General features: G+C 69.6%; 15 protein-coding genes and 4 pseudogenes. 13 read left to right on the top strand and 6 right to left on the bottom strand.

Going from position 1 to position 26892, the window contains the following annotated elements:
* Positions 1-2 precede the first annotated feature (2 nt).
* The 5 genes from NFU81_RS07285 to NFU81_RS07265 all read left to right on the top strand — a co-directional run bounded on the left by NFU81_RS07285 (position 3) and on the right by NFU81_RS07265 (position 9925).
* Entirely contained in the window at positions 3-1925 is a 1923-nt protein-coding gene (locus tag NFU81_RS07285) for a glycosyl hydrolase family 28 protein (protein WP_251486230.1), read from the top strand.
* On the top strand, positions 1922-4096 hold the full coding sequence (locus tag NFU81_RS07280) for a discoidin domain-containing protein (RefSeq protein ID WP_251486227.1): 2175 nt from the start codon (positions 1922-1924) through the stop codon (positions 4094-4096). Before NFU81_RS07285 ends, NFU81_RS07280 begins: the two co-directional genes overlap by 4 nt.
* On the top strand, positions 4093-5850 hold the full coding sequence (locus NFU81_RS07275) for a carbohydrate-binding protein (RefSeq protein WP_251486225.1): 1758 nt from the start codon (positions 4093-4095) through the stop codon (positions 5848-5850). Before NFU81_RS07280 ends, NFU81_RS07275 begins: the two co-directional genes overlap by 4 nt.
* 121 nt (positions 5851-5971) lie before the next feature.
* On the top strand, positions 5972-7363 hold the full coding sequence (locus tag NFU81_RS07270) for a carbohydrate-binding protein (protein WP_251486223.1): 1392 nt from the start codon (positions 5972-5974) through the stop codon (positions 7361-7363).
* 72 nt (positions 7364-7435) lie between these two features.
* The gene (locus tag NFU81_RS07265; RefSeq protein ID WP_251486221.1) at positions 7436-9925 is read left to right on the top strand and encodes a PQQ-dependent sugar dehydrogenase; all 2490 of its coding nucleotides are present in this window, start codon (positions 7436-7438) and stop codon (positions 9923-9925) included.
* Between the two features lie 109 nt (positions 9926-10034).
* Here NFU81_RS07265 and NFU81_RS07260 read toward each other — a convergent pair whose 3' ends face one another.
* Positions 10035-11042, bottom strand: a complete 1008-nt coding sequence (locus NFU81_RS07260; RefSeq protein WP_251486218.1) for a LacI family DNA-binding transcriptional regulator — start codon at positions 11040-11042, stop codon at positions 10035-10037.
* A 271-nt stretch (positions 11043-11313) separates the two neighbouring features.
* Here NFU81_RS07260 and NFU81_RS07255 point away from each other — a divergent pair, with 271 nt between their 5' ends.
* The 4 genes from NFU81_RS07255 to NFU81_RS07240 all read left to right on the top strand — a co-directional run bounded on the left by NFU81_RS07255 (position 11314) and on the right by NFU81_RS07240 (position 16655).
* Entirely contained in the window at positions 11314-12612 is a 1299-nt protein-coding gene (locus NFU81_RS07255) for an ABC transporter substrate-binding protein (RefSeq protein WP_251486215.1), read from the top strand.
* Positions 12613-12615: 3 nt separating this feature from the next.
* A complete protein-coding gene (locus NFU81_RS07250) occupies positions 12616-13566 on the top strand; it encodes a carbohydrate ABC transporter permease (RefSeq protein WP_251486211.1) in 951 nt (316 codons plus the stop codon).
* Between the two features lie 5 nt (positions 13567-13571).
* The gene (locus tag NFU81_RS07245) at positions 13572-14456 is read left to right on the top strand and encodes a carbohydrate ABC transporter permease (protein WP_251486399.1); all 885 of its coding nucleotides are present in this window, start codon (positions 13572-13574) and stop codon (positions 14454-14456) included.
* 69 nt (positions 14457-14525) lie between these two features.
* Positions 14526-16655: an alpha-galactosidase gene (locus NFU81_RS07240; RefSeq protein WP_251486209.1), complete on the top strand. Its 2130-nt coding sequence runs from the start codon at positions 14526-14528 to the stop codon at positions 16653-16655.
* Between the two features lie 1101 nt (positions 16656-17756).
* Here NFU81_RS07240 and NFU81_RS07235 read toward each other — a convergent pair.
* Positions 17757-18908, bottom strand: a pseudogene (locus NFU81_RS07235) (alginate lyase family protein); the annotation flags it as partial.
* A gap of 432 nt (positions 18909-19340) precedes the next feature.
* On the opposite strand from NFU81_RS07235, the gene NFU81_RS07230 reads away from it, so the two are divergent.
* Positions 19341-20768, top strand: coding sequence for a glycosyl hydrolase family 18 protein (locus NFU81_RS07230; RefSeq protein WP_251486205.1), 1428 nt, complete (start codon positions 19341-19343; stop codon positions 20766-20768).
* Positions 20769-21197: 429 nt separating this feature from the next.
* Here the strand turns inward: NFU81_RS07230 and NFU81_RS07225 are convergent.
* Positions 21198-21802 (bottom strand): annotated as a pseudogene (locus tag NFU81_RS07225) (MmyB family transcriptional regulator).
* Between the two features lie 105 nt (positions 21803-21907).
* Here NFU81_RS07225 and NFU81_RS07220 point away from each other — a divergent pair.
* Positions 21908-22605: pseudogene (locus NFU81_RS07220) on the top strand (SDR family NAD(P)-dependent oxidoreductase).
* A 464-nt stretch (positions 22606-23069) separates the two neighbouring features.
* Here NFU81_RS07220 and NFU81_RS07215 read toward each other — a convergent pair.
* Positions 23070-24056 carry an alpha/beta fold hydrolase gene (locus tag NFU81_RS07215; RefSeq protein ID WP_251486202.1) on the bottom strand — a complete coding sequence of 329 codons (987 nt, stop codon included), beginning with the start codon at positions 24054-24056 and terminating at the stop codon, positions 23070-23072.
* A 144-nt stretch (positions 24057-24200) separates the two neighbouring features.
* Here NFU81_RS07215 and NFU81_RS07210 point away from each other — a divergent pair, with 144 nt between their 5' ends.
* On the top strand, positions 24201-24806 hold the full coding sequence (locus NFU81_RS07210; protein WP_251486199.1) for a helix-turn-helix transcriptional regulator: 606 nt from the start codon (positions 24201-24203) through the stop codon (positions 24804-24806).
* Between the two features lie 82 nt (positions 24807-24888).
* Here the strand turns inward: NFU81_RS07210 and NFU81_RS07205 are convergent.
* Positions 24889-25482, bottom strand: a pseudogene (locus NFU81_RS07205) (Tn3 family transposase); the annotation flags it as partial.
* A 99-nt stretch (positions 25483-25581) separates the two neighbouring features.
* Here NFU81_RS07205 and NFU81_RS07200 point away from each other — a divergent pair.
* On the top strand, positions 25582-25944 hold the full coding sequence (locus NFU81_RS07200; protein WP_251486193.1) for a DUF952 domain-containing protein: 363 nt from the start codon (positions 25582-25584) through the stop codon (positions 25942-25944).
* A gap of 64 nt (positions 25945-26008) precedes the next feature.
* Here the strand turns inward: NFU81_RS07200 and NFU81_RS07195 are convergent, their stop codons facing one another.
* Positions 26009-26833, bottom strand: a complete 825-nt coding sequence (locus NFU81_RS07195; protein WP_251486190.1) for an HAD family hydrolase — start codon at positions 26831-26833, stop codon at positions 26009-26011.
* Positions 26834-26892 lie beyond the last annotated feature (59 nt).

Raw genomic sequence — 26892 nt, 5'->3', positions numbered from 1 at the left:
CTATGAAGAGAACCTGTACGCTCCTGGGCTTGGTCGTGGCGGTGGTGATCGGCCTCTTCTGGTCGTCGTCCGCCCACGCTGCGCCGTCCGCCGCTGCGCCGTCCGCGCGGACGACGGTCACTCCGGCCGTCTCCGTCTTCGACGTGAGGAGCTACGGAGCTACCGGCGACGGCTCGACCGACGACAGCCCGGCGGTCAACAAGGCCATCACCGCCGCCAACTCGGCCGGCGGCGGAATCGTGGAGTTCCCCTCGGGGAACTACAAGTCCAAGCACACCATCCACATGAAGAGCAATGTGACCCTCCAGCTCGACGCCGGGTCCACCGTCCTCGGCTCCAGCGCCGACACCTACGACGCGGCCGAACCGAACCCGTACGACGCCTACCAGGACTACGGCCACAGCCACTTCCACGACGCCATGATCTACGGCGACGGCCTGACCAACATCGGCTTCACCGGCTCCGGCACGATCGACGGCGCCGGCAACCTGATCACCGGCAACCCCGGCTCCGGCCAGGCCGACAAGATCATCTCGCTGACACACTGCAAGAACCTGACCCTCAGCGGGATCACCCTGCGCCGAGGCGGCCACTTCGGCGCCCTGATCAACGGCTGCGACCACGTCACCTCGGACCACCTGACCATCGACACGGCGAGCGACCGCGACGGCTGGAACGTCATCAGCACCACCAACGCCACCATCACCAACGCACATATCGCGGCGAACGACGACGCGCTGGTCTTCAAGAGCGACTATGCGCTGGGCGCCAAGCTGCCCAACGGCCACGTCACGGTGACCGGTTCGACACTGTCCGCCCAGTGCTGCAACGCGCTGATGTTCGGCTCGGAGACCTGCGGCGACTTCACCGACTACCAGTTCCAGGGAATCACCATCACCGGCGCCTCCAAGTCGGGCCTGGGCATGGTGACGATGGACGGCGCGAACATCTCCGACGTCCACTACCGGGACATCACCATGACCGGCGTGCACTCGCCGATCATGCAGAAGATCGGGACGAGAAAGCGCTGCGGCAACAGCCCCGGAACGGGCCACATCAGTGGCATCACCTACGACAACATCTCCGCGACCGGTGTGTCCCCGTCGTTCACCCCGACCATCTGGGGCGAGTCCGGCGGCAACCACATCACGGACGAGACGTTCACCAACGTCAACATAACCGTCCCCGGAGGCAGTTCCGCGATCTCCACCTCCGTGCCGAGTAACAACGCCACCGACTACAACCCCAGCAGCATCGGCACCCGGCCCGCGTACGGGTGGTACATCCACAACGCGGACAATCTCCGGTTCAGCGGTTCCGGGGTGAAGTTCGCCTCCAACGACGACCGTCCGGCCGTCATCGCCAACACCGGCTCCGACCTCGTCTTCGACCACTTCACGGTGCAGCGCGGCAGTGCGAGCGCCTACGACCTCGGCTTCCAAAGCGTGACCGGCTACTGTGTGACCGGCAGCGTTACCACCACGGGTTCGGCGCCCCGTGTCAACTCCAGCAGCTCCACCCAGCACTGCCCGACGCCCTCGACCCGCTACGAGGCGGAGGACGCCGCGTACTCGGCCGGCAGCACGGTGGACGCCAACCATCTGAACTACTCAGGCAGCGGGTTCGTCAACACCGACAACGCCGCGGGTGCGTACGTGGAGTTCACGGTGAACTCGGCGGCCGCCGGGTCGTACCCCGTCACCCTCCGGTACGCCAACGGCACCACGACCGACCGGCCGGCAGACGTGATCGTCAACGGTACGACAGTGGCGGCGGCGCATTCCTTCGCCGGCACCGGTTCGTGGGACGCCTGGGCCGACGCGACCCTCACGGTGCCGTTGCAGGCCGGTGCCAACACCATCCGCGTGGCCGCGACCACCGCGAACGGCGACGCCAACCTCGACTACCTGGACGGTCCCGCATGAGCCGCAGAGTGCTCGCGCGCTGGCTCGCCGTGCTGTCGATGCTCCTCGGCTCGGCGCTGCTGCTGCCCGGCCCGGCCGCGCGGGCCGATCTCACCAACCCCCGGCAGGACTTCCTGCGCGCCTCCACCGGCGGCCTGTTCCTGCACTGGGGCGAGCGCACCTCCCCGCAGCACACCAGCTGCTCCCAGTGGGAGACCGACGTCACCAACGGCGGCTGGACCCCGGACTACTGGGTGACCGAGGCGCAGAAGCTGCACGTCCAGTACCTGGTGCTGGCCACCTTCCACAGCCGCCTCGGATACGCCCGCCCGTGGCCGTCGGCGATCCCCGGCAGTTGCCACACCCAGCGCGACTTCCTCGGCGAGCTGATCAACGCCGCGTCCGCCAAGGGACTCAAGGTCATCCTCTACATGACGGACGACCCGCAGTGGCACGACGACGGCGGCCACGAGTGGCTGGACTCGGCCGCCTTCTCCTCCTACGCGGGCCACAGCGTGGACCTCACCACCCGCGACGGCTTCGGGGAGTTCTCCTACGACAACTTCTTCGAGGTCATGAACCGCTACCCGAACCTGGGCGGCTTCTGGATCGACAACGACAACCAGTACTGGCTCGACCACAACCTCTACCAGCAGATCTACCAGCAGCGCCCGAACTACACGATCAGCAACAACAACGAAGACACGCTGATCATGGACATGATTAGCAATGAGCAGAAGACGGGCATGACGCCGTCCTACGACTATCCGCAGGCCCTCTACACCGCTCAGCCGCGCCTCACCGAGGCCGACTTCAAACTGCCCTCCACCGGCGCGTGGTGGTACGACGGCACTGATCCCACGGTCGACAAACTACTCACCCTCGGCCGGCTGATCACCAACGCCGGCTCCTCGGTCAAGGCCCTGATGGCCGAGACCGCCCAGGTGAGCGGCAAGTTCCCCGCGAACCAGGAGGTGTTCAACAACTTCGCCAACACCTATCTCAGCCAGATCTGGCCCTCGATCCACGACACGGAGGGCGGCGGCTACATGTACGGCGGCCTCAAGCCCGGCTTCTGGAACGACGGCGCCCACGGGGTCACCACCATCAGCAAGACCGACCCCGACCTGCAGTACATCCACGTCGTCACGCCACCCACCACCAGCACCCTCAAGATCAGGGACAACGGCTACCGGGTCTCCTCGGTGACCAACCTGCGCACCGGGGCCGCCATACCGTTCACCCAGTCCGGCGGCACGCTGACCCTGACCGGACTCGGAAGCTGGGACCCGTACGACACCGTCTTCACGGTGGTCACCAACGGCCGGACCGGGATCTATCCGCCGTCCTCGTACACGGTGACCGCGAGCGCCTCGGCGAGCGGCCACGCCGCCTCCGCCGCGGCCGACGGCAGCTACCTGGCGTACTGGGACAACAACAAGACGCTCCCCGTCACCGTGACCTACGACCTCGGTTCGGCGAAGACCGTCAAGTACATCGGCCTCAACCAGCGGGAGGACTCGGTCAGTTACGCCCGGTCCTCGACCGAGACCTCGGCGCGGATCAATGCGTACAAGGTGCTGGAGAGCGGCGACGGCTCCAGTTGGACCACAGTGAAGACCGGCACCCTGCCCGACCGTCGCGGAGTGGCATTCATCGACGTGCCGTCCGCGTCCACCCGCTACGTCCGTCTGGAGGTGGACTCCACCTACGCCGCCTCCACCGACACCACCCGCTACAAGCGGCTGCGGCTCGACGAGAGCTGGCTCGGCGCGGCGTACGCCACCGCCGCCACGCGCGCGGCGCCGGCCCGTTACGAGGCGGAGGACGCCGCGTACTCGGCCGGCAGCACGGTGGACGCCAACCATCTGAACTACTCCGGCAGCGGGTTCGTCAACACCGACAACGCAGTCGGCGGGTACGTGGAGTGGACGGTGAACGCGGCAGCGGCCAGGAGCGTACCGGTGACCGTCCGCTACGCCAACGGGACGACGGCCGACCGGCCGGCCGACGTGATCGTCAACGGCACGACGGTGGCCGCGGCGCATTCCTTCGGTGGCACCGGCTCCTGGGACACCTGGGCCGACGCGACGGTCACGGTGCCGTTGAACGCGGGAGCCAACACCATCCGCGTCGCGGCGGCCACCGTCAACGGCGACCCGAATCTGGACTACCTGGAGGTGCCGCAGTGACCGCACATGCCATGGCCGCACGACTCAGGGCGCTGCTGGGCTCCGTGAGCGTCCTCGCGCTCTCCGCGGCGGGGCTCACCGTGGCGACGACGGCCGGGGCTCCGGCCTCGTACGCCTCCGACAACGGCCAGTCGATCCGACCCGCCATGGGGTGGAGCAGCTGGAGCTTCGTCCGCCGCACCCCGACCGAGGCCGCGATCAAGGCCCAGGCCGACGCGATGGTCAGCAGCGGACTGAACACCCACGGTTTCGTCTACGTCAACCTCGACGACTTCTGGCAGAAGTGCGACTCCAACGGATTCGCTGTGGACTCCTACGGCCGCTGGACGGTCGACACCACGAGATTCCCCGACGGCATCAAGGCGCTCGCGGACTACATCCACGCCAAGGGGCTGAAGTTCGGTTTCTACGTGACGCCGGGAATCGCCAAGAACGCGGTCCTGAAGAACACGCCGATCGAGGGCACGTCCTACCACGCCCAGGACATCGCCGACACCTCGAAGACGGAGAAGAACTACAACTGCAAGAACATGTACTACATCGACTACAGCAAGCCGGGATCCCAGGACTTCGTCAACTCCTGGGCGAGGCAGTTCGCTTCATGGGGGGTTGACTACCTCAAGATCGACGGCGTCGGCTCCGCCGACATCCCGGACGTCCAGGCGTGGGACGCCGCGCTGCGGGCGACCGGACGGCCGATCACCTTCGCGCTGTCCAACAACCTGCCGATCGCCGAGGCCACGACCTGGAAGAAGCTGGCCAACAGCTGGCGAACCCAGGGTGATGTGGAGTGCTACTGCGGCCCGGGGCCGAACGGCAGCGGCTACCCGCTGACCGACTGGTCGCACGTGTCCAGCCGGTTCGCGACGGCGGCGAGCTGGCAGCCGTACGCGGGGCCCGGCGGCTGGAACGACCTGGACTCGCTGGAGATCGGCAACGGCGACCAGGTCGGGCTCACCGCCGACCAGCGCCGCTCGGCTTTCACCCTCTGGGCGATGGCGGGCTCGCCGCTGCTGCTGGGCACCGACCTGACCGCGCTCGACTCCACCGACAAGACCATGCTCACCAATGACCGGCTGATCGGCGTCGACCAGGACGGGACGGCTGCCGCACGGGTCGTCAGCAGCGGCGTCAACCAGGTGTGGCGCAAGAAGGAGGCCGACGGCTCATACGTCGTGGCGCTGTTCAACACCGGTACCTCCGGCAGCTCCACGGCGAGTGTGGACTGGACGCAGGTCGGGTTCTCCGGCAGCGCCCAGGTCACCGACCTGTGGTCGGGGTCCGACAAGGGCACGATCGCGAACTCCTACAGCGCCACGCTCCGGCCGGGGGAAACCCGGCTGATCCGTGCCACGCCGACCTCGGCGACCACCACGCGGTACGAGGCGGAGAATGCCGCCATTTCCGCTGGCGGCACGGTGGACACCAATCACCAGAACTACTCCGGCACCGGTTTCGTGAACACCGAGAACACCACCGGGGCCTACGTGGAATGGACGGTGACATCCGGCGCCGCGCGCACCGCGACCCTGGCCATCCGTTATGCCAACGGCACCACCACGGACCGTCCTGCCGATGTCTCGGTGAACGGTACAACGGTCTCCGCCGGGCGCTCCTTCCCCGGCACCGGCTCCTGGGACACCTGGGCCGACAACCGGCTGACCGTGTCGCTGCCGGCCGGGACCAGCACCGTCCGGGTCGCGGCTACGACAGCGAACGGCGACGCGAACCTGGACTATCTGGACGTGAGTTAGCACTCGCGGCCCGGAATCTCCCGGGACCTGTTGACAACAGGTCCCGGGAGCGGTCACATGCTCCATTAGTTAGGAAGCTTTCCTAACGGAACATCCAGCGTCCACAGCGAAGGAACCCGACGTGCACCCCTTACTCCCCACCCCCCGCGCGCTGCTGAGCGCATCGCTCGCCGCCGGGCTCGGGCTGACGGGCCTGCTCGCCACCGCCGCCACCTCGGCGCAGGCCGCCGCCACCCGCTACGAGGCGGAGAACGCGACCATCTCGCAAGGCACCGTCGCGGCCAACCACACCGGGTACTCCGGCACCGGCTTCGTCGACTACACCAACGTGACCGGCTCGTACACGCAGTTCACGATCGACGCCGCCACCGCCGGCTCCACCGACCTGACCATCCGTTACGCCAACGGCACCACCACCAACCGACCGATGGACGTCGCCGTGAACGGCTCGGTCGTCTCGGCGGGCAAGGCGTTCAACGGCACCGGCTCCTGGGACACCTGGACCTCGACCACCCTCCCGGTCGACCTCGCCGCAGGCAGCAACACCGTCCGGCTCACCGCCACGACGTCCAACGGTGGGCCCAATCTGGACTACGTGGACGCCTCGGCAGGGGCCGTCACAGGGCCCGGCGCGATGGCGGCGGCCCCGTACGAGTACCTGGGCTGGGGCAGTCCCCAATCGCCCACGAGCGTCATGTCGTCAACCGGGGTGAAGTGGTTCACCCTCGCCTTCATGCTCTCCGACGGGACCTGCAACCCCAAGTGGGACGGCTCCCGCCCGCTCACCGGCGGCTCCGACCAGTCCGCCATCAACTCCATCCGCTCCGCCGGCGGCGACGTCGTGGTCTCCTTCGGCGGCTGGTCCGGCAACAAGCTCGGCGAGAAGTGCACCTCCGCCAGTTCGCTGGCGGGCGCGTACCAGAAGGTCATCGACGCCTACCACCTCAAGGCGATCGACATCGACATCGAGAACACCGAGTTCTCCAGCTCCGCCGTCCGGCAGCGGGTCGTCGACGCGCTGAAGATCGTCAAGACCGGAAACCCGGGCATCGTCACCTACGTCACGTTCGGCACGACGCCGACCGGCCCCGACTCCACCGGAAAGGACCTGATCAACAAGGGGGCGGCCGCCGGCCTCGGCAACGATGGCTGGGTGATCATGCCGTTCGACTTCGGCGGCCACAGCGGCACCATGGGCCAGGCCAGCGTCAGCGCACTCGAAGGGCTCAAGAGCGCCGTGAAGAGCGCCTACGGGTACACGGACGACACCGCGTACCGGCACATCGGCGTCTCGTCCATGAACGGCGACACCGACGAGTCCGACGAGGTCGTCACCGCAGCAGACTTCACCACCATCCTCGGCTACGCCCAGACCCACCACCTGGCTCGGTTCGCCTTCTGGTCGATCAACCGCGACCGCGCCTGCGGCTCCGGCAGCGACGCCGACTCGTGCAGCGGCGTCTCCCAGTCGCCGTACGACTTCACCAAGATCGTCGTGAAGTACGCGGGCTGAGCGGCGAAGCACGCACGTCCCGAAGGTCGCACGTCACACACCGCGTTCCACCGTTCCAGGGAAAGGAAGCACATGCACCTCCTGACGCGCATCCGCCACCAGGGCAGGAGTACGTTCCGCCTCGTGGCGGCCGGCACCGTGGCTCTGCTGGTCGCCGGACTACTGCAGTTCGCGCAGTCGGCGCACGCGGCCGCCACCCGCTACGAGGCGGAGAACGCCGCCGTCTCCTCGGGCGCGGTGGCCACCAACCATCTGAACTACTCCGGTTCCGGCTTCGTCGACACCACCAACGCCGGCGGCGTCTTCGTGGAGTTCACCGTCAACGCGAGCACCGCCGGCACGGCGACGCTGGCCTTCGGCTACGCCAACGGCACGACCTCCGACCGGCCCGCTGACGTCTCCGTGAACGGCTCGGCGATCGCCGCCGCCAAATCCTTCCCGCCCACGGCCGACTGGGACAGCTGGTCGACGGTGACGGTCACCGCCCCGGTCGTCGCCGGCGACAACACCGTCCGGCTGACGGCGACCACCGCGAACGGCCTCGCGAACCTGGACTACCTCGACTTCTCGGTTACCGCCGCGACCGGAGCCGACTACCAGGCCGAGGACGCCACCATCTCCCAGGGCGCCATCGCCACCAACCACACCGGCTACACCGGCACCGGCTTCGTCGACCTCACCAACGTCGCCGGTTCGTACCTCCAGATCACGGTGAGCGCCGCCACCGCGGGCAGCACAAGTCTGGCCTTCCGTTACGCCAACGGCACCACCACCGACCGCCCGATGACCGTCACGGTCAACGGCGTCACGATCGCCGCCGCCCTGTCCTTCCCGCCCACCGCCGACTGGAACACCTGGGCCACCAAGACCGTCAACGCCAGCCTGCTCGCGGGCACCAACACCGTCCGTGCCACGTCCAACACCGCTGACGGCGGCCCCAACCTCGACAAGCTGACCGTCGGTGTCGCGGCCGACACCCAGCCGCCGACCACCCCGGGCGCGGCGAGCTGCAGCGGGGTGAGCGAGTCCGCCGTCACCCTCGGCTGGGGTGCGTCCAGCGACAATGTCGGCGTCGTCGCCTACGACCTCTACGAGCACGGCAACAAGATCGGCGAAGCGCCCGGCACCGCCACCAGCAAGGCGATCACCGGGCTGACCGCCAACACCACCTACAGCCTGTCGGTCATCGCACGGGACGCGGCCGGCAACGCCTCGGCCGCCACGCCGACGGTGGACTGCACCACTCTGCCCAGCTCCGACACCACCGCGCCGACGGCACCCGCGAACCTGACGTACTCCGGCCTGACCGCCAACGCCGTCAACCTGAGCTGGACCGCGTCGAGCGACGACACCGGCGTCACCGCGTACGACGTGCGCAGCGGAGCCACCGTCTACAAGACCGTGACCGGCGCCCCGCCGGCCGCCGCCGCCACCCTCACCGGCCTTGCCTGCAACAGCCCCTACACGCTCAACGTCGTGGCCAGGGACCAGGCGGGAAACATCTCGGCGCAGAGCAACAGCGTCAGCTTCACCACCCCCACCTGCTCCACTGACGGCGGGGTCCCGTCCTCCATCAGCGCCCTGTCCACCGGCTGGACGATCCCCTGGGGCATCGCCTGGCTGCCGGACGGCAAGAACGCGCTGGTCACCGAGCGCGGTGACTTCACCGACACCGGCTCCGAGGAAGGCCGGGTGTGGAAGGTGTCGCTGGACGGCACCAAGACCCGCGTGGGCACGGTTCCCAACGTCGTCGGCACCACGGGCGAAGGCGGTCTGCTGGGCGTGGCCGTCGACCCCAACTGGACCGCCAATCACTACGTCTACTTCTTCCACACCGCGTCCGAGGGCAACAGGATCGTGCGGATGACGTACGACGGCACGTCGCTGAGCGGCTACACCGTGCTGCTCCAAGGCATCATGAAGAACAAGTACCACAACGGCGGACGGCTGGCGTTCGGCCCGGACGGCTACCTCTACGCCTCCACCGGCGACGCCCAGACCTCCAGCCTCGCCCAGGACAAGACCTCGCTCAACGGCAAGATCCTGCGGCTGACCACCGCGGGCCAGCCCGCCCCCGGCAACCCCTTCGGCAACTACGTCTACAGCTACGGCCACCGCAACCCGCAGGGCATGGTCTTCGACCGCAACGGCCGGCTGTGGGAGGCGGAGTTCGGCAACAGCGCCTACGACGAGCTGAACCTGATCAAGCCGGGCAACGACTACGGCTGGCCCACCTGCGAGGGCACCTGCTCCACCTCCGGCATGACCAACCCCAAGGCCACCTGGCCGGTCGACCAGGCCTCGCCCAGCGGCATCACCATCGTCCGCAACGTCATCTACATGGCCGCGCTGCGCGGCGAGCGGCTGTGGCGCATCCCGATCAGCGGCGACACGGAGAACGTCGGCGCCGCCAGTTCGTACTACGTCGGCACCTACGGCCGGCTGCGCACGGTCTCCAAGGTGCCCGGCGTCGACCAGTTCTGGCTGACGACCACCAACTCCGACAACAACGGCGGAGCGGCCGACGGCGCCGACAAGATCCTCCGGGTCACCGTCAGCTAGCCGAAGGGCCACCGTCATGAACCGGCCGGGAGCGGTCACCAGCGGCTCGGTGACCGCTCCCGGCCACCCTCGTCCAGGCACTCACCCCTACGTGTCCCCGACTACCGTCTCACGTCGATGCCCGCACCATCAGCTCCGTGCGTACCACCGTGTCCGCCATGGCCCCGGTGCCCGCCATCTGGGCGGCCGCCTGCTCGACGGCGGCCTGTCCCAGCCGCCGCTTGTCGATGGAGAGGGTGGTCAGCGGAGGGTCCACCAGCTCGCCCAGGGTCAGCCCGTCGAAGCCGACGAAGGCGCAGTCGCCCGGCACGGCCAGCCCGCGCGCCATCGCGTGCCGCATCGCGCCGATGGCGATCATGTCGTTGTACGAGACCACCGCCGTCACCTCCGGCGCGGTCTCCAGCAGGCGCTCCATCGCGGCGGCGCCGCCCTGCACGGAGTTGGTGGCCAGTTGCCGCCAGTGCGGCTCGACGGGCAGGCCGTACTCGGCGGCGGCCGCGGTGAACAGACCGCTGCGCACGTCGGGGGCGCCGGACTCGGCGCGATTGCGGTCGTCGATCATGGCGATCCTGCGGTGGCCGCGCGAGACCAGGTGGTCGAACGCCTGCCGGATGCCGGAGGCGAAGTCGATCCGCACGGTGGACAGTTCCACCGGCCGGTCCTCGTTGCCCATCAGCACGAAGGGCATGCCGGAGTCGGCGACCCGGGCGATCGCGGCCGCGTCGAGCAGGAAGGCCACGCAGGCGTCCACGTGGTCCACCACGGTCTCGGCGACCTTCTGTTCCCGGCTCAACTCGGAGGCGGTGGTGTAGATCACCACCTGCCAGCCGCGGGCGTCGGCCGCCTCCAGCACACCGGCCACCACTTCGGGGAAGAAGGGGTTGAGCACGTCCGCGATCACCAGGCCGAGCGTGGTGGTGGACTGCCGGACCATGCCGCGGGCGAACCGGCTGGGCCGGTAGCCCATCTCCTGCGCCACCGTCAGGATGCGCTGCCGGGTGGCGGGGTCGATCTCCGGCTTGTCGTTGATCGCCCGCGACACCGTCTGCCGGGACACCCCGGTGGAGCGCGCCACATCGTCGATGGTGACGCGCCGCGGCTTGTTGGTTGTAGACACGATTGGCACTCTAACCTTCCGCCCGACCGGCCCCGGACTGCCGCCGGGACTGCCATTGTGCCTGCTGGGTATCGAGAGCGCTCACGTGAAACCTCCTGGCCTCCGGTGCCGCGCCCGCCTGAACCGCGTCGACTCCCTTGACAGTCGGTGCGAGCGGCCCCACTCTCATCCGAGAGCGTTCACGTGAGCGTTCACGGGTCGCCACGGCCGCCCCCCGAGGCCCGCGACGGCCTGACCCGCTCTGCCGTTCTGCAGTCGGAGGAACCCCGCGATGCCACGAACCCGTACCACCGCAGCCGTGCTCCTCGCCCTCTCCATGGCAGCCCCCCTCAGCGCCTGCTCGGTGGGCGGGGAATCCTCCTCGTCCCCCGGCGGTGACAAGAACGCCCAGGAGATCACCTTCCTGACCTTCGAGACGCCCAATCTGCCGCCCTCCTACTGGGACGCGGCGATCAAGCGGATCACCGCGAAGTACCCCGACATCAAGGTCAAGAAGCTGGTCTCGCCGAGTGCCGACCGCACCGCTTACGCCAAGCAGCTGCGCGCCTCCGGGCAGCTCCCGGACGTGATGATCGCGGTCAGCCCCAGCGGCTTCGCCGAGGCAGGCGACCTCTACGCCTGGCAGCCCGGCGAACTGAAGGACTTCCTGGTGCCGGACGGCGGCGCGATCAACGGCAAGGTCTACCAACTGCCCACCAACACCCAGACCATCCCGGACGTCTACTACCGCAAGTCGATGTTCGCCGCGGCCGGCATCACCACGCCGCCCAGGACGTACGCCGAGCTCCTCGCCGACTGCGCCAGGCTGAAGGCCGAGGGCACCACCCCCTTCGTGGTCGGCGGCGGCAAGGACGCCTTCCCCAGCGTGTTGCCGCTGACCGGCACCGTCGCCACCGACGTCTACCGCAAGGACCCCGACTGGATGCTCAAACGCCGGTCCGGGCAGGTGAAGTTCGCCGCCCCGGACTTCACCGGGGCGCTGAGGAAGGTCGGTGACCTCGCCCGCAAGGGCTACATCGACTCCAAGATGGTCTCGCTGGACTACGCCGCCACCGAGCAGGCCTTCCTCAAGGGCAAGGGCGCGATGTACCCGATGGGGTCGTGGTTCGCCGCGGCGGGGGACAAGAGCCCGATCAAGAACGACATCGGTGTGTTCGCGTGGCCCACCGACGACGGCTCCGAGCTGCTGTCGCAGTACACCGGCGGCGGCCTCGACGTGAACGCCCGCTCCAAGCACCTGGACGCTGCCCGCAAGTTTGCCCTCGCCTTCCAGCTCGACAAGACCAACCTCGACGCCTCCGTGCGGTCCGACGCCCTCTTCCCCGCGATCAAGGGCTACACCCCGCCGAGCGACATGGGCCCCGTCTTCACCGAGACCTACGACCTGTGGACGCGCGCGGTCAAAGACAGGACGACCGTCAAGGCGTTCGCCTGGGAGACCGGCGGCGACGCGCTGCTGCCCGGCGTCGATGCCAAGGTCTTCGCCGCCGCCCAGGACGTGATCCTCGGCCGCAAGTCACCCGGGTCGGCGGCCGCGTACCTGGACACCGAGTGGAAGAAGGCATCCTGACCCATGGTCACCGAACTTCGGGCCGCGCGCCGCGAGCCGGCCCCTCGGGCACACCTCGCGGCAGGCCGGGGCCGGTCCCGCAGGGCCCGCGCGGCCCTCGCCCACTTCGGCCTGTTCGGCACGCCGGGCCTGCTGGTCTACGGCTGCTTCGTGCTCGCCCCGGTGGCCCTGAGCTTCTGGTACAGCCTCACCAACTACAACCCGTTCAACCCGCACACCCACTTCGTGGGCCTGGACAACTACCGGACGCTCCTGCACGACCAGGAATTCCTGACCTCGCTGCGCGTCACCACCGTCCTCACCGTGATCCTGGTGATCGTCCCCAACGCGGCCGGCCTGGGCATCGCACTGCTGCTCAACCGCAAGGGCTGGTTCTACAACGCCTGGCGCGGCGTGTTCTTCGTGCCCATGGTGCTCAGCTCGGTGGTGGTCTCCATCGTATGGACCCGGCTGCTCGCCGACGAGGGCGCGGTCAACCAGACGCTGGGCTGGATCGGCGCCGCCCCGGTCGGCTGGCTCTCCGACCCCTCCCTCGCCCTGTACTCCGTGGCGGCCATCATGGCCTGGCAGATGCTCGGCTTCTGCGTCGTGGTCTACCTGGCCGGCCTGCAGTCGGTGCCCGACGAGCTCTACGAGGCCGCATCCATCGACGGCGCCACCGCCTTCAGCCGCTTCCGCCATGTCACCTGGCCGCTGCTCGCCCCGGCCCTCACCATCAACACCGTGGTCCTGCTGATCAGCGCCTTCAAGGCGTACGACCACATCCAGGTGATCACCAACGGTGGCCCCGGCTCCGGCACCACCGCCACCGTGGCATTCCTCACCCTGCAGACCGGCTTCATCGCCAACCACCAGGGATACGCCTCCGCGATGGCCGTCGTGATGCTCCTGATCGTCGCCACCGCCTCCGCGGTGGTGCTGCGCCTGCTCCAGCGCCGGGAGGTGGACCTGTGACCGCCATGACCGACCGCGGCGGGAGGACGGAACGCGAAAGGCGTACGGCGACGCGCACGCGTACGGGCGCCGGCCCGTCGTGGCTGCGGCCGCTGGCCGTCACCGCGCTCGGCGCGCTGTTCGCCGTACCGCTCTACGTGGTGCTGGCGAACACCTTCAAGCCCGGCGCCGACATCGCCCCCAGCCCCGCCTCGCTGCCAACCCGTCCCACCTTGGACAACCTGCGGACGGTGATGGACCGCCCCGACCACCTGTTCTGGGTGAGCCTCACCAACAGCCTGCTCGTCACCACGCTCTCGGTGATCCTGCTCACCGTGCTGTCCTCGATGCTCGGCCACTATCTGGCCCGTACGCACTCCCGCTGGGGCCGGGCGGCGACCCTGGTGCTGTTGTCGGGGTTGATGGTCCCGCCGCAGGTGATCCTGCTGCCCATAACCCACGTCCTGCGCGACTTCCACCTGATGGCGACCGTGCAGGGCCTGGTGCTGTTCAACGTCGGCTACTACGTGCCCTTCGGGGTGTTCGTCTTCGCCGGGTTCGTCCGCAGCATCCCGGTCGAGATGGAGGAGGCCGCGGCGATCGACGGGGCGAGCCCGTTCACCGTCTTCTGGCGGATCGTCTTCCCGCTGCTGCGCCCGGCCACCGCCAGCGCGGTGATCTTCTTCGGCGTCTGGATCTGGAACGACTTCATCGACCCTCTGGTCATCCTCGGCCCCGGAAACGGCACCACGGTCACCACCGGGATCTACCGGGCGATCGGCCAGTACCAGGCGGACTACGGCACGGTGTTCGGCCTGATGTTCCTGGCGACGTTGCCGGTGCTGGTCCTCTACCTCGCGCTGCAGAGGCACTTCGTGAGAGGGCTGACCAGCGGGGCGACGAAGGGTTGACCGCGTTTCACCACCGTGGCACGGCTCACCACAGCAGCCACCGCACAGAACATCACGGAAGGAAAGTCCATGGCGTCCGTTGCTGTCGACCGCGAGCGGCGGGTCTGGTCCCTGTCCACCGCGCACACCACGTACGCGCTGCACGCGACTGGGCACGGCACACTGGTTCAGCTGCACTGGGGCGCGCGGCTGACCCTGGACGAAGCAGCGGGGCTCGCCGGCCGCGCGTACACCATCGCCCCGTACAACCTACCGCTCGACATCGAGGAGCAGCTGCCGATCGACGGCGGCCTGCGGTGGGGTGTGCCCTCGCTCCAGGTGACCTTCCCCGGCGGGGTGCGCTCGCTCGAACTCACCCTGGTCGCCGACGAGATGACGCCCGGAGTCGAAAGCGCTCAGCTCGACCTGGTCCTCGCCGACACCCACTATCCGCTGGAAGTCGTGCTGCACTACCGAGTACGGGAGGCAACGGACGTCGTCGAGCGGTGGGTGACGCTGCGACACACGGGAGCGCGCCCCGGCCACATCGCGGTGCACCGCGCCGACTCCGGCAACTGGCTGCTGCCCGAGCTGGCGGCCTACCGGTACAGCGCGGTCTTCGGTGCCTGGTCGGCGGAGAACCAACTGGTCCGAGAGCCGCTGCCGCAAGGCGAGTTCACCCTCGGCAGCCGGCACGGCATCACCGGCCACCACGCCAACCCGTGGGTGATGCTGGACGACGGCACGGCCACGGAGGAACGCGGCGAGGTGTGGGGGGTGGCGCTGGCCTGGAGCGGGACCTGGCGGCTGACCGCGCAGCGCCGCTTCGAGAACCGGGTCTCGGTGACCGCCGGCTTCGGCCACGACGGGGTGACCTGGCGGCTGCGGCCGGGGGAGGAGCTGACCACCCCGCCGGTGCTCGGCCTGTGGACCGACGGCGGCTTCGGCGCGGCCAGCCGTGCCTGGCACGCCCATGCCCGCCGCCACGTGCTGCCGGCGGCCGGCGAGGTGCGGCCCGTCCTCTACAACTCCTGGGAGGCGGTGGCCTTCGACGTGGACGAGGCCGGCCAGTTGGAGATCGCCCGCAAGGCGGCGGACCTGGGGGTGGAACTGTTCGTCATGGACGACGGCTGGTTCGGCAGCCGGGTGAACAGCAGTGCGGGACTGGGAGACTGGTGGCCCAACCCGGACCGCTTCCCCGCAGGGCTCGGTCGGCTCGCCGATGAGGTGCGGCGGCTCGGCATGGGCTTCGGGGTCTGGGTGGAGCCGGAGATGGTCAACCCGGACAGCGACCTCTACCGGGCACACCCGGACTGGGTGCTGCATTACCCGCACCGCCGCCGCGACGAACTGCGCACCCAACTCGTGCTCAACTTCGCCCGCGAGGACGTCCGCGAGTGGGCCTTCGGATGGCTGGACAAACTGGTCGGCGACCATGGCATCGACTTCCTCAAGTGGGACATGAACCGCGCTTTCTCGCAGGCCGGCTGGCCCGCCCGCGAGCAGGACGGGGACGGCGTCGGCGACCAGGACCGGCTGTGGATCGACCACACCCGCAACGTGTACGCGGTGATGGACCGGCTGCGCGCCGACCACCCGGCGTTGCGCATCGAGTCATGCGCCGGGGGCGGCGGCAGGGTGGACTTCGGCATGCTCGCCCGCACCGACGAGGTGTGGACCTCGGACAACACCGACGCCTTCCACCGCCAGTCCATCCAGCACGGCTTCGGCCAGGTCTACCCGCCCGGCGTGATGGCCGCCTGGGTCACCGACGCGGCGCGGGCCCCGCTGGCGTACCGCTTCCACGTCGCCATGGCCGGCGCACTTGGTGTCGGCGGCAACCTCCACGCGTGGTCGTCGACTGACCTTGCCGAGGCACGCCGACTGGTGGCGGCCTACAAAAATATCCGCACCACGATTCAGCACGGCGAGCAGTACCGGCTCGGGTCCGAGCCCGGCCGGGGCCTGTCGGCCGTCCAGTACGTGTACGGCGACCAGGTCGCCGTCCTGCTCTACCATCCGCACCCCGGGGTGCGGCCCGCGCCGGGAGCGCTGCGGCTGCAAGGGCTCGCCCCGGCGGGCCTGTACGAGGAGCACAGCGAGGCGGGCGGCCTTCGGGCGACCGGCCGGGTGCTGGCCACCGCCGGGCTGCCCCTGGACCACCGGCTGCCGACCGGGGACTGGGGGAGCGCACTGATTCGGCTGCGCCGGGTTGGCTAGCGTGTGCTTGCCCGGCGCGCAGGCGAGGGCTGTGTTCTCCCGAAGCCGGCGCGAAGTGACAAGTACGGGGTCGTAGCCGGCCATCAGCGGCACGATGTTCATGCCGTAGCCCTGGGCCTCGGAGACGGGTCCGTTGTTCGGTGCGTCACCGTCGCCCATGGTCGAGACGTAGTACTCGTTGCCGGCGCGTCCGCGGACCAGTAAGGCAATTGACGATGCGTCGGCTCGCGCGACGGGCTCTCCCGCCTGTGGGACACCTACGTGCCGAGACATCCCACAGGCGGGTCACGTGCTCGGCTGGTGTCAGCAGGTTCCGTTGTCCTGCCAGATGTTCCAGGCGATGGCGGAGCCGGGGGTGACGCCCGTGCTCCAGTACAAGGCGGTGTAGTTGTGGCCGCTGTAGGAGACCTTGTCGTTGGGGATGTAGGAGGCGGTGGCAGTCCACGCAGGGTTGCAGGTGCCGCCGGACGGCGCGGTGACGGTGAGGGTGTAGGTGGCGGTGTGGGTCCCGGTCGCGGCGGTGCCGGTCACCGTGACCGCGTACGTCCCGGCGGGGGTCGCGGCGCTGGTGGTGATCGTCAGCGTGCTGCTGCCACCGGAGGTCACCGCGGACGGGCTGAACGACGCACTCGCACCCGACGGCAGACCCGACGCCGACAACGCCACCGACTCCGCCGAACCCGACGTCACCGCCGTCGACACGGTGGTGGTCGCCGCGGAGCCGGCGGTCACACTCCCCGAGGCCGGGGAGAGGGCCACGGAGAAGTCGTTGGCCGCGGAGCCCGTGGTGACGGTGAGGGTGTAGGTCGCGGTGTGGGTCCCGGTCGCCGCCGTGCCGGTCACCGTGACCGCGTACGTCCCGGCGGGGGTCGCGGCGCCGGTGGTGATCGTCAGCGTGCTGCTGCCACCGGAGGTCACCGAGGACGGGCTGAACGACGCGCTCGCACCCGACGGCAGACCCGACGCCGACAACGCCACCGACTCCGCCGAACCCGACGTCACCGCCGTCGACACCGCCGCCGACACCGCCGAACCCGCCTTCACACTCCCCGAGACCGGGGACAGCGAGACGGAGAAGTCGCTGGACGTCGGTGTCCCAATGTCTCCGTGGGTGAGGGTCTCCCAGGCGATCCAGTGGTCGTCGGTGCCTTCGGGCCGGTGGGCAAGGGTGTACTTCTGGGTGTTGGCCAGGCTGAGTCCGAGCCGGTTGTGGAGCGCGCTGTACCCGATCTCGGTGACGGGTCCGAGGCCGAGGTTCGCATTGCCGCCGCAGATCGAGGACGGGACGGAGGCACCGTTGTCGTAGCCGGCGTGGAACTCGTAGGTGTAGCGCATCCGGGTCGCCAGCTGCGACCACAGGTCGGTGCCCTGCAGGCGCGCGGTCTCGGCGACGTGCGCGATGGCGTCGATGCCCCAGCCGGTGTGGCCGAAGTCGCGGCAGGTCTCCTGGGCGAGGCCGTTGACGAAGGTGCTCTGCCCGAACCAGTAGTTGATCAGCTCGCTGGTGGTGTTGACGCTGGAGCGCGGCGGGTAGGCGGGCTGGCTGCCGTCGGAGGTGGTGTAGACGTATGCCGGGACACGGCCCGTGAAGATGGACATCGCCTTGTTGTAGCTCGCGGCGTCGTCGAGGTGGACCGAGATCCCGACGGCGGCGTCCATCATGATCAGCTCCCAGTTGCCGTTCTTGTCCGGGGCGCCCTGGATCACGACGGGGAGGTAGACGTTGCGCAGCATGGTGTCGAAGCGGGCGGAGTTCGACCAGCCGCCGCCGTAGGTGTACTTGACGATCTCCGCGGACTCCGACCACACCGTCCCGGCCCAGCCGGTCTGCAGCGGGGCGTTGGAGTTGGTGTGCGTGGTGATGGTCCCCGACCAGGCGTCCATGATCTGGATCGCCTTCTTCGCGTAGCTGGTGTTGCCGGTCACGTACCAGGCCAGTGCATCGGTGTAGGCGGCGATCGCGTCCTCCCGCTCGTCGCTGCACCCGTAGTCGGGGTTCGACGACGGGCCGCACTCGACGGTGGACCGCGGGTGGGGCGTGTACGACAGCGAGGCATACGAACTGGCCAGCATCTGCGACCAGGCGCTCTTCTGCGGCTCGACGCCACCGTTGACCCGGGTGCGGATCAGGTCCAGTTGGGACTTGCCGAGCAGGACGCCGGGGTGCGTGAAGCTGGCGGGGGCGGTCACGGCGGCGCTGACGGTCGCCGCGCCATCGCTGGACGGGGTGGCGCTCGCGGTGGGCGCCATCATGGCTGCCACCGTCCCCACCACGGCGAGGAGCGCGGCGCCGATCGACCGGCGGAGGGGTCTGCGATGGTCTGTGCGGCGACTCGGGACTGGGATATGGAGCACCACTTCAGCCACCTTTCCGGTTAGTAAAGTTTACTTACATTGGAGTTCGGCGAGCGTAGGGGTCACTCTGATCCCCCGTCAAGACACCTCGACGCGCCGGGTGTCGAGTTGGTGCAGACCATTGACGCGTCGATTCCGGGTCGCTAGCTTCAGGCCGTTAGGAAACCTTCCTTACTATCCGGCCGGGCTGCGAACCGGTCCGCTTCGAGCTGCAGCGCCCCGCGCTCTCGTCAGCCCGGGCAAGGGCGACCGGGCGGCGGCCCGCGCCGTCCCGCGATGACGTCCCCCACCTCGCTCGTCCCTCACTCACAGCGAAGGATCTGATCCGCCATGTCCCGATCCGTCCCTGCCCGCAGAGCGCTCACGGCGGCCCTCACTGCCGCTCTCCCCGCCGCCGCGCTCTCCGTGGTCGCGGCTGCGCCCGCGCACGCCGCCGGCGGTGCGTTCCCTGCGCACTACTCGGCGCCGTACCTGGAGATCGACAGCTCCACGGCCGGCGACCTGGCCGCCGACCTGAGCGCCAGCGGCGACAAGTTCTACACGCTGGCCTTCCTGACTCCGAAGTCCGGCTGCACCCCGATGTGGGAGCGGGGCAGCGACCCGGTCGGGGCGTTCAAGTCCCAGATCGGCTCCCTGCAGGCGGCCGGCGGTAACGTCATCATCTCCTTCGGCGGGGCCGCCGGCGGCGAGCTGGCGCAGACCTGCACCTCGGTGTCCAGCCTCACCGCGGCGTACGCCAACGTGGTCAACACCTACGGCGTGACCCGTTTGGACTTCGACATCGAGGGCTCGGTGCTGAACGACACCGTCTCCAACGCCCGCCGTGACCAGGCCCTGGCCGCGCTCCAGGCGCAGTACCCGAACGTCCAGATCGACTTCACGCTGCCGGTGGACCCGGGTGGCCTGCCGACCAACGCGATGAACATGCTCAAGGACGCCAAGTCCAAGGGCGTGAAGGTGAACCTGGTCGACATCATGACGATGGACTTCGGCGACGGGCAGAACGCCCTGAACGACGCCGAGTCCGCCGCGAACGGCACCGCCCCGCAGCTGGCCTCGCTCTACGGCATCACCACCGCGCAGGCCTTCAACCGCCTGGGCCTGACCCCGATCGCCGGCCAGAACGACGACAACGAGTTCTTCAGCCAGGCCAACGCCCAGACCCTGGAGACGTTCGCGGCGTCCAAGGGCGTGCAGGAGCTGTCGTTCTGGGAGGTCGACGGCTACGACAAGCCGCTGAACTACGCCTACTCGAAGATCTTCCAGAAGATCACCAGCGGCACCGTCGCCAATGACTTCTCCGTGGCCCTCTCCCCGGTCTCGGGGAGTGTGAAGGCGGGTTCGGCGGTGTCGACGGCGGTGTCGACGGCGGTGACGTCGGGTTCGGCGGAGTCGGTGGCGTTGTCGGCGTCGGGTCTGCCGTCGGGTGCGAGTGCGTCGTTCATCCCGTCCGCGGTGACCTCCGGTGGCAGCAGCACGCTGACGATCACCACCGGCGCCGCGACCCCGGCCGGGACGTACGCGGTCACGGTGACCGGCACCGCCGCGACCGGGACCCACACCGCGACCTACACCCTGACCGTCACCGCGCCGTCCGGCGGCACCTGCAACCCTGCGTGGAGTGCCACCGCCTCCTACATCCCCAACGACGAGGTCTCCTACAGCGGCCACAACTACACCGCCTTGTACTGGAGCACGGGCGTCACCCCCGGCTCCGCCATCGCCTGGAACATCTGGCAGGACAACGGAACCTGCTGAACCCGGGGTCGGGCACAGCCGTGGCCGGTGCACCACTGAGCTCCCCGGGGCGTTCGGAGCGCGGGTGTGAGTAGTTGAGGTACAGGAAATCCCGGTGAGATTGATCTTGCTGCGGTTCCCCACTCCTGATGAGGCCGGGTGTGCTGCATACGGCAGCGGTCTCACCCTCGTCGGGTTCGGGCCAGGGGCCGAAGGGACCGTGTTCCCCGGGGCCGGTGGCGCCGAGGAGGCCGGGATCCTTTCCAGCGGTGCAGCGGCACGGGGCTCGCTGTGCTTTCCGTTCCGGCCCTGTGAGAGCACAAGGGCGTCTTGTCGCGCCGTGCCCCACTGCCGACCCCCTCCGTGGAGTTGGCCGCTTGAAAGGTTCCCCGCGACGCGAAGCGATTGACAGGGACCGTGGGCCGCCGGTCGGCCGACGCGCGGGGCGGATCAGTTGCGCGTGCCGGCCGGTGGGCCGACGACGGTGGTGAGCTGGAGTTTGGTCTCGTCCTCGCTGCCCGGCGCGGCGGTCATCAAGACGATCTTGAGCTCGGTGTCGCCGTCGGTCAGGACATCGCAGTCCACCGTGACCGGGCCCACCGACGGATGGTCGACCGTCTTGCGGACCTCGCGGTTCGCGGTCACCTCTCCCGTCGCCCACAGCTCGGCGAACCTCTCGTTGCCTCCGTTCCCTCCGAGGCGGACGAGCACTCGTTGCATACCGGGCGGGAGATGGTCGCAGATCGTGCCGGCGCCGGCGGCACGATCCGGGCCAGGCGGTAGAGGTGGTCCCGCTCGGCGGTGGACAGCTGGAGGGCGCGTGCCAGGGACGCCACCACTGACGCCGAGGGTGTCGTGGCCCGCCCCTGCTCCAGGCGCACGACGTAGTCGACCGACACTCCGGCCAGGTCGGCCAGTTCCTCGCGCCGCAGCCCGACAGCCCGGCGCTTGCGGACGACCGGCAGCCCGGCGGCCGACTGGGGCAGCCGGTTCCGCCATGTGCGGATCGCCGCGCCCAGTCCGGCCCCAGGGGGTGTCGTCGTCATGCTCTTCATCCTCCCGCGTCCCCGATCACATGCGGGGGCGCAAGGGTGGTACTGGTCTTCCCACCGTCGAATCGTCCCTGGTCCAGCTCCCTCGTCCAGGCAACCATCGAAGGCATGACGATCACTTTCATCACCGGAGCCAACAAGGGCATCGGCCGCGAGACCGCCCGCCGCCTCATCGCGTGCGGTCACACCGTTCTCCTGGGGGCCCGCGACCGTGAGCGGGGTGAGGAGGCAGCCGCCGCGCTGGGCGCACGCTTCGTCCCCGTCGACGTGACCGACGACGCGTCCGTGGCCGCCGCCGCCGCGGACGTCGCCGAGCAGAGGGCAGGATCGACGTCCTGATCAACAACGCGGGGGTCCAGGGTCCCTTCGGTGATCCCGGCGACCTCACCGCCGCCGACGCCCGCGCCGTCCTCGACGTCAACGTCATCGGCGTGGTCCGCACCACCACCGCGTACCTGCCGCTGCTGCGCCGTTCGGACGACCCCGTGATCATCAACGTCAGCAGTGGCATGGGCTCCCTCGCCTTCACCCACGACCCCGGCCGGTCCGAGTCGCAGGTCGCCGTGCCGCTGTACGCCTCCTCGAAGGCGGCGCTGACGATGTTGACCACGCAGTACGCCAAAGGGCTCAAGGGCATTCGCGTCAACGCCGCCGACCCCGGCTACACCGCGACGGACATAAACGGTCACAGCGGCTCCCAGACCGTCACCGAGGGCACGGACGCGATCGTCGCCCTCGCCACCGAGGGGCCCGGTGCCGGCACCGGACGCTTCATCGACCGCCATGGCGAGATCGCCTGGTCCTGACACCGGCGGTGCCGGGTCACCGGCCCTGAAGAACAGAACGGGCAGAACATCGAGACCGGTTCTGGGCGGGAGTCAACCGCTGACAGACGATCTACTCCGGAGACTGCCGCCTCCGACCAGCGTGAGAACCTGGGGCGACCGTCACGCCAGCCCTTTGACCTGCGTCTTCAAGTTGGCGGAGGCTCACGGTGTCGCCGTCCAGGACTTGTGCGGTGAGCCGTTCCATCAGCTCCGGGTCGGTGCCGCTTCCGCGGCCGGTGATGCGGGCGCGGACCGGGCGGCGGGGGCCGATGACCTGTGCGTCGTCGGACGTGTCGGCTTCCTCGGCTTCGGCGAGCGCCCGGTACAGCGAGGCGACCGAGGGGTGGCGTCCCGCGTTCACGCAGCACCCGGCCGTAGCCGCTGCGCTCGGGTACGCGGGCCGAACTGTTCCGTGTGCAGAAGCCCCGGCCGCGCCTGGCGGTTCAACCCGTGAGGGTGTTGAGCCAGCCGGTCAGCAGACGGTTGATCTCCTCGGGGCGTTCCTGCTGGATCCAGTGGCCGCAGCCCTCTACGAGGTGGGAGGCGGTCAGGCCGGGGAGGGTGGTGGGGAAGGCGTCGATAGCGTCGGACATCCAGGTGGTGGAGGCGTCCAGTGCGCCGCCGATGAACAGGGCCGGCTGCTTGATCGGGGCTCCGCGGTGGGGGGCGAGGTCCTCCCAGTCGCGGTCCACGTTGCGGTAGCGGTTGAGGGCGCCCGTCAGACCCGTGCGCTCGAACTCTCCGGTGTAAACGTCGAGGTCGTCCTCGGCCAGCCAGGCCGGGAGGATGCCGGCGGGAAAACGGTCACGCAGCTGGCCGCCGTGGGCGACGAAGTGCGGGTCGGGCTCGCCCTGGGTGGGCATGGTGTCAGCGGACAGGGCGGCGTAGAAGCCCGCGAGCCAGCCCCGCACGTCAGGCTCGATCTCCGTCTCGGCGCGGCCGGGCTCCTGGAAGTAGGAGACGTAGAACTCCTGCTCGGGGCCGCCGATCTGGCCGAAGATGTCGGTGGGGCGGGGGCCGCCGGGTGGCGCGTACGGGACGCTCAGCAGGGCGACGGCCCGGAAGACCTCGGGGTGGAGCAGGGCGGAGGTGGCGGCGATGTTGGAGCCCCAGTCGTGGCCGACGACCACCGCGTTCTCCTCGCCGAGGGCGTGCACGAGGGCGACGTTGTCCTCCACCAGGTCCAGCATCCGGTAGGCGTCGGTCTCCGCAGGCTTGGAGGAGCGGCCGTAGCCGCGCACGTCGATCGCCACCGCCCGGTAGCCGGCCGCGGCGAGGGCCGGGAGCTGGTGGCGCCAGGAGTACCAGGACTCGGGGAAGCCGTGCACGAGCAGGACCAGCGGGCCGGTGCCCTGCTCGACCAGGTGAAGGCGCCCGGCAGGGGCCTCGACGGTGCGGTGGCGGAGTGCGGCGGACGGCTCGGGCTGCATGGGGGCTTCTCCTCGGTTCGCGGGTGGATGCAGGTACGCATCGATCATGCGGCTCAGCGACCGTCCACCGCGATTACCCTTGCCAATCTGGCAAACTTGCAGGACAGGATGGTGGGGCGGCACGTCCGGAAGGGGGCAGAGCGGGTGACAAGCGACGACGTGGCCGACACGCTGGCGGCGATGGGCCCCCGGCTGCGGGCCGCGCGCGAACACCGCGGCTCCACGCTCACCGGCGTCAGCTGCGCGACCGGCATCTCCCCGAGCACGCTGTCGCGGATCGAGACCAGCCGACGCAAGCCCACCCTGGAAGTGGTCCTGCAGTTGGCGAAGGAGTACGGCGTCTCCCTGGACGAGCTGGCCGGCACCGCTCCCGCCGCCGGGCCCCGCACCTCCGCGCTCCAGCGTTTCGGCGACGACAAGGCGGTGCTGCCGCTGACCCGGTACGTCGGGGGCCTGCACGCCCACAAACACGTCCTACCCGCCGTCCAGGAGCCGCCCGCGCGGCCCCGGCAGGTCTCCCACGACGGCTGGGAATGGCTGTGCGTCCTGTACGGGCGGCTGTGGCTCGCACTCGGCGACCAGGACCTCGTCCTGAGTGCCGGGGACGTCGCCGAGTTCGACACCCGCAATCCCCACGGGGTCGCGAACGCCAGCCCCGGCGGCCCGGTCGAGTACCTGATCATGTTCGGGCCGCAGGGAGAACGCCTGCGACCGCGCACCCCGCCCGCCCCCGGCCCCAGGGCTCGGTAGCAAGCAGCGAACGAACGGCCTGACGTCCCGGATAGCCCAGGATGTCAGGCCTCTTCCTCGGCGTCCTCAGCGGCCTCGGGGTCGCGGAAGGGGCGCAGGCCCTGGCCGGGGCCGCTGGCCTTGATTCGGCGCGCACGTAGTTCTGGTCGACGTGGGACAGGCGCGAGCGGGTCAGCGCCTTGTTCTCCGTGTCGATGACCGGGGTCAGGCCGATGTTGCAGCTCTGCGAGACCAGCAGCGCGACCAGGGAGACGAGCAGGCCCTCCATGCGGGTGCGCCGCTCGGAGACATGGCCGAAGGCGTCGAGGAACCCGGTCCAGGAATGGACCTCGAACAGCAGGTCCGGCAGCTCGATCCGGGGGAGCATCGCCTCCCACCGCGGCCCGTCCAGCAGCCTCGCGCGCGGGTCCGCCCACCGGTTCGACGGCGAGGCGAACACGTCCCACCGGTTCTTCAGCGCGCGGTGCAGCTGTTCCAGCACGCACACCACGTACGCGTCACGGTCGACCGCGCCCTGCGGCAGCTTCGAGTTGGAGAACACCGCCCGCTTCCACATCGCCGGCACGAGTTCGGCGTCGACCTCGCGGGGCAGCAGCGGCCGGTCCTTGACCCGCCGCCGCGACAGCGCGGGCAGCCGGCGTACCGCGGCGAGCACCCGCCGCCCGGCCAGGGCCGCACCGCAGTCGTGTCCGGGCAGCGGTCCAGCAGCCGGCCCAGACCGGCTCCACCCGCCCCGCGGTGCGGCGACACCTGTCCGGCGAGGTATAACGAAGCCGTGATCTACCACGTTGTACCGCACACTGACTGGATGGCGACACCCGAGGAGGCGTACGCGCCGCCGTCTCTCGCCGAGGACGGATTCATCCACTGCGCGCCCGACGAGGCGACCGCTCTCGCCGTCGTCAACGCCTTCTACCGGATCGCGCCCAGGCCATTGCTGGCGCTGCTCCTCGACGAGGGTCGACTCACCGCGCAGTGCGTCTTCGAAGCCGCCCTTCCCGCCCCGCCGCCCGGGGTGGCTGACGGCGTCCTGTTCCCTCACGTGTTCGGCGCCCTGAACCGTGACGCCGTCGACCGCGTCATGGAGATCCAGTGGAACGCGGACGGCCGAGCGACAGGCATGCGCGAATTCGACTGACGGTCGGGCACCCGGTCGTCGCACCCGGGCAGCGGGCAGGTGGGGTCGAGACGGTCGACCTCCGTCAGTGCGGTTGCTCGCGATCGAGGTCGAACAGCCGCTCCAGCTCGGCGGCGACACCGTCCTCGTCGTGCGAGCCGATGACCTGGTCCGCCGCGGCCAGGACCGTCGGATGGGCGTTGGCGACCGCGTAGGAGCGCCCCGACCAAGTGAACATCGGCAGGTCGTTGGGCATGTCCCCGAAGGCTGCCACCTCGGCGGGGTCGATGCCGAGGCCGGCCGCGTACCGGGCCAGTGCGTGCGCCTTGCTGACGTCGGCCGCGACCGCTTCCACCAGCCGATGGCCGTTCGAGTGGTAGGCGGTGACCAGGGTGCCGAGGGCCGGTGCGGCCAACTCGAGCAGCTCATCGGCGCTGAGCGAGGGGTGACGCCCGATCAGCTTCGGCGCGGGTCGGCTCCACAGGCGCGCCTCGCCCGGCCGGAGCACGGTGATGTCGGCATCCCATTCCCCCGCCTCGTACAGGTCGTCACCGTCCAGTTCGGCGGCACGCTCCACGGCCAGGCCGATGCCGGGGATCGCCGCGCGGAGCCGGTCGCGTGCCAGGGCCAGCGTGGCGACGTCGATCTCGCGTTCGGCGATGACCTCACGGGAGGCCATGTCGAGGATCAGGGCGCCATTGGAGCAGATGGCGGTGCCGCGTGGCCCGAAGGCTTCGGCGATCGGGGCCATCAGCCGCGGGGGCCGCCCGGTGACGAAGACCACCGTGGTCCCGGCTGCCTGGACGCGGGCGAACGCGGCCGCGGTGCGCTGGGAGACGGTGCCGTCGCTGCGGACGACAGTGCCGTCCAGATCGGTGGCGATCAGACGCGGGCGGAAGCGGGAGTCCATGGTCAGGTGATTCCTTGTTCGGGCCGGAGCGGCAGCGCGGACGAGGAGGGTGCGATGCC

The organism is Actinacidiphila cocklensis, from assembly GCF_907177275.1.
Lineage (GTDB): Bacteria > Actinomycetota > Actinomycetes > Streptomycetales > Streptomycetaceae > Actinacidiphila > Actinacidiphila cocklensis.
Note: the sequence above shows the minus strand (reverse complement) of the source record. Positions and strands in the feature narration are given on the sequence as shown.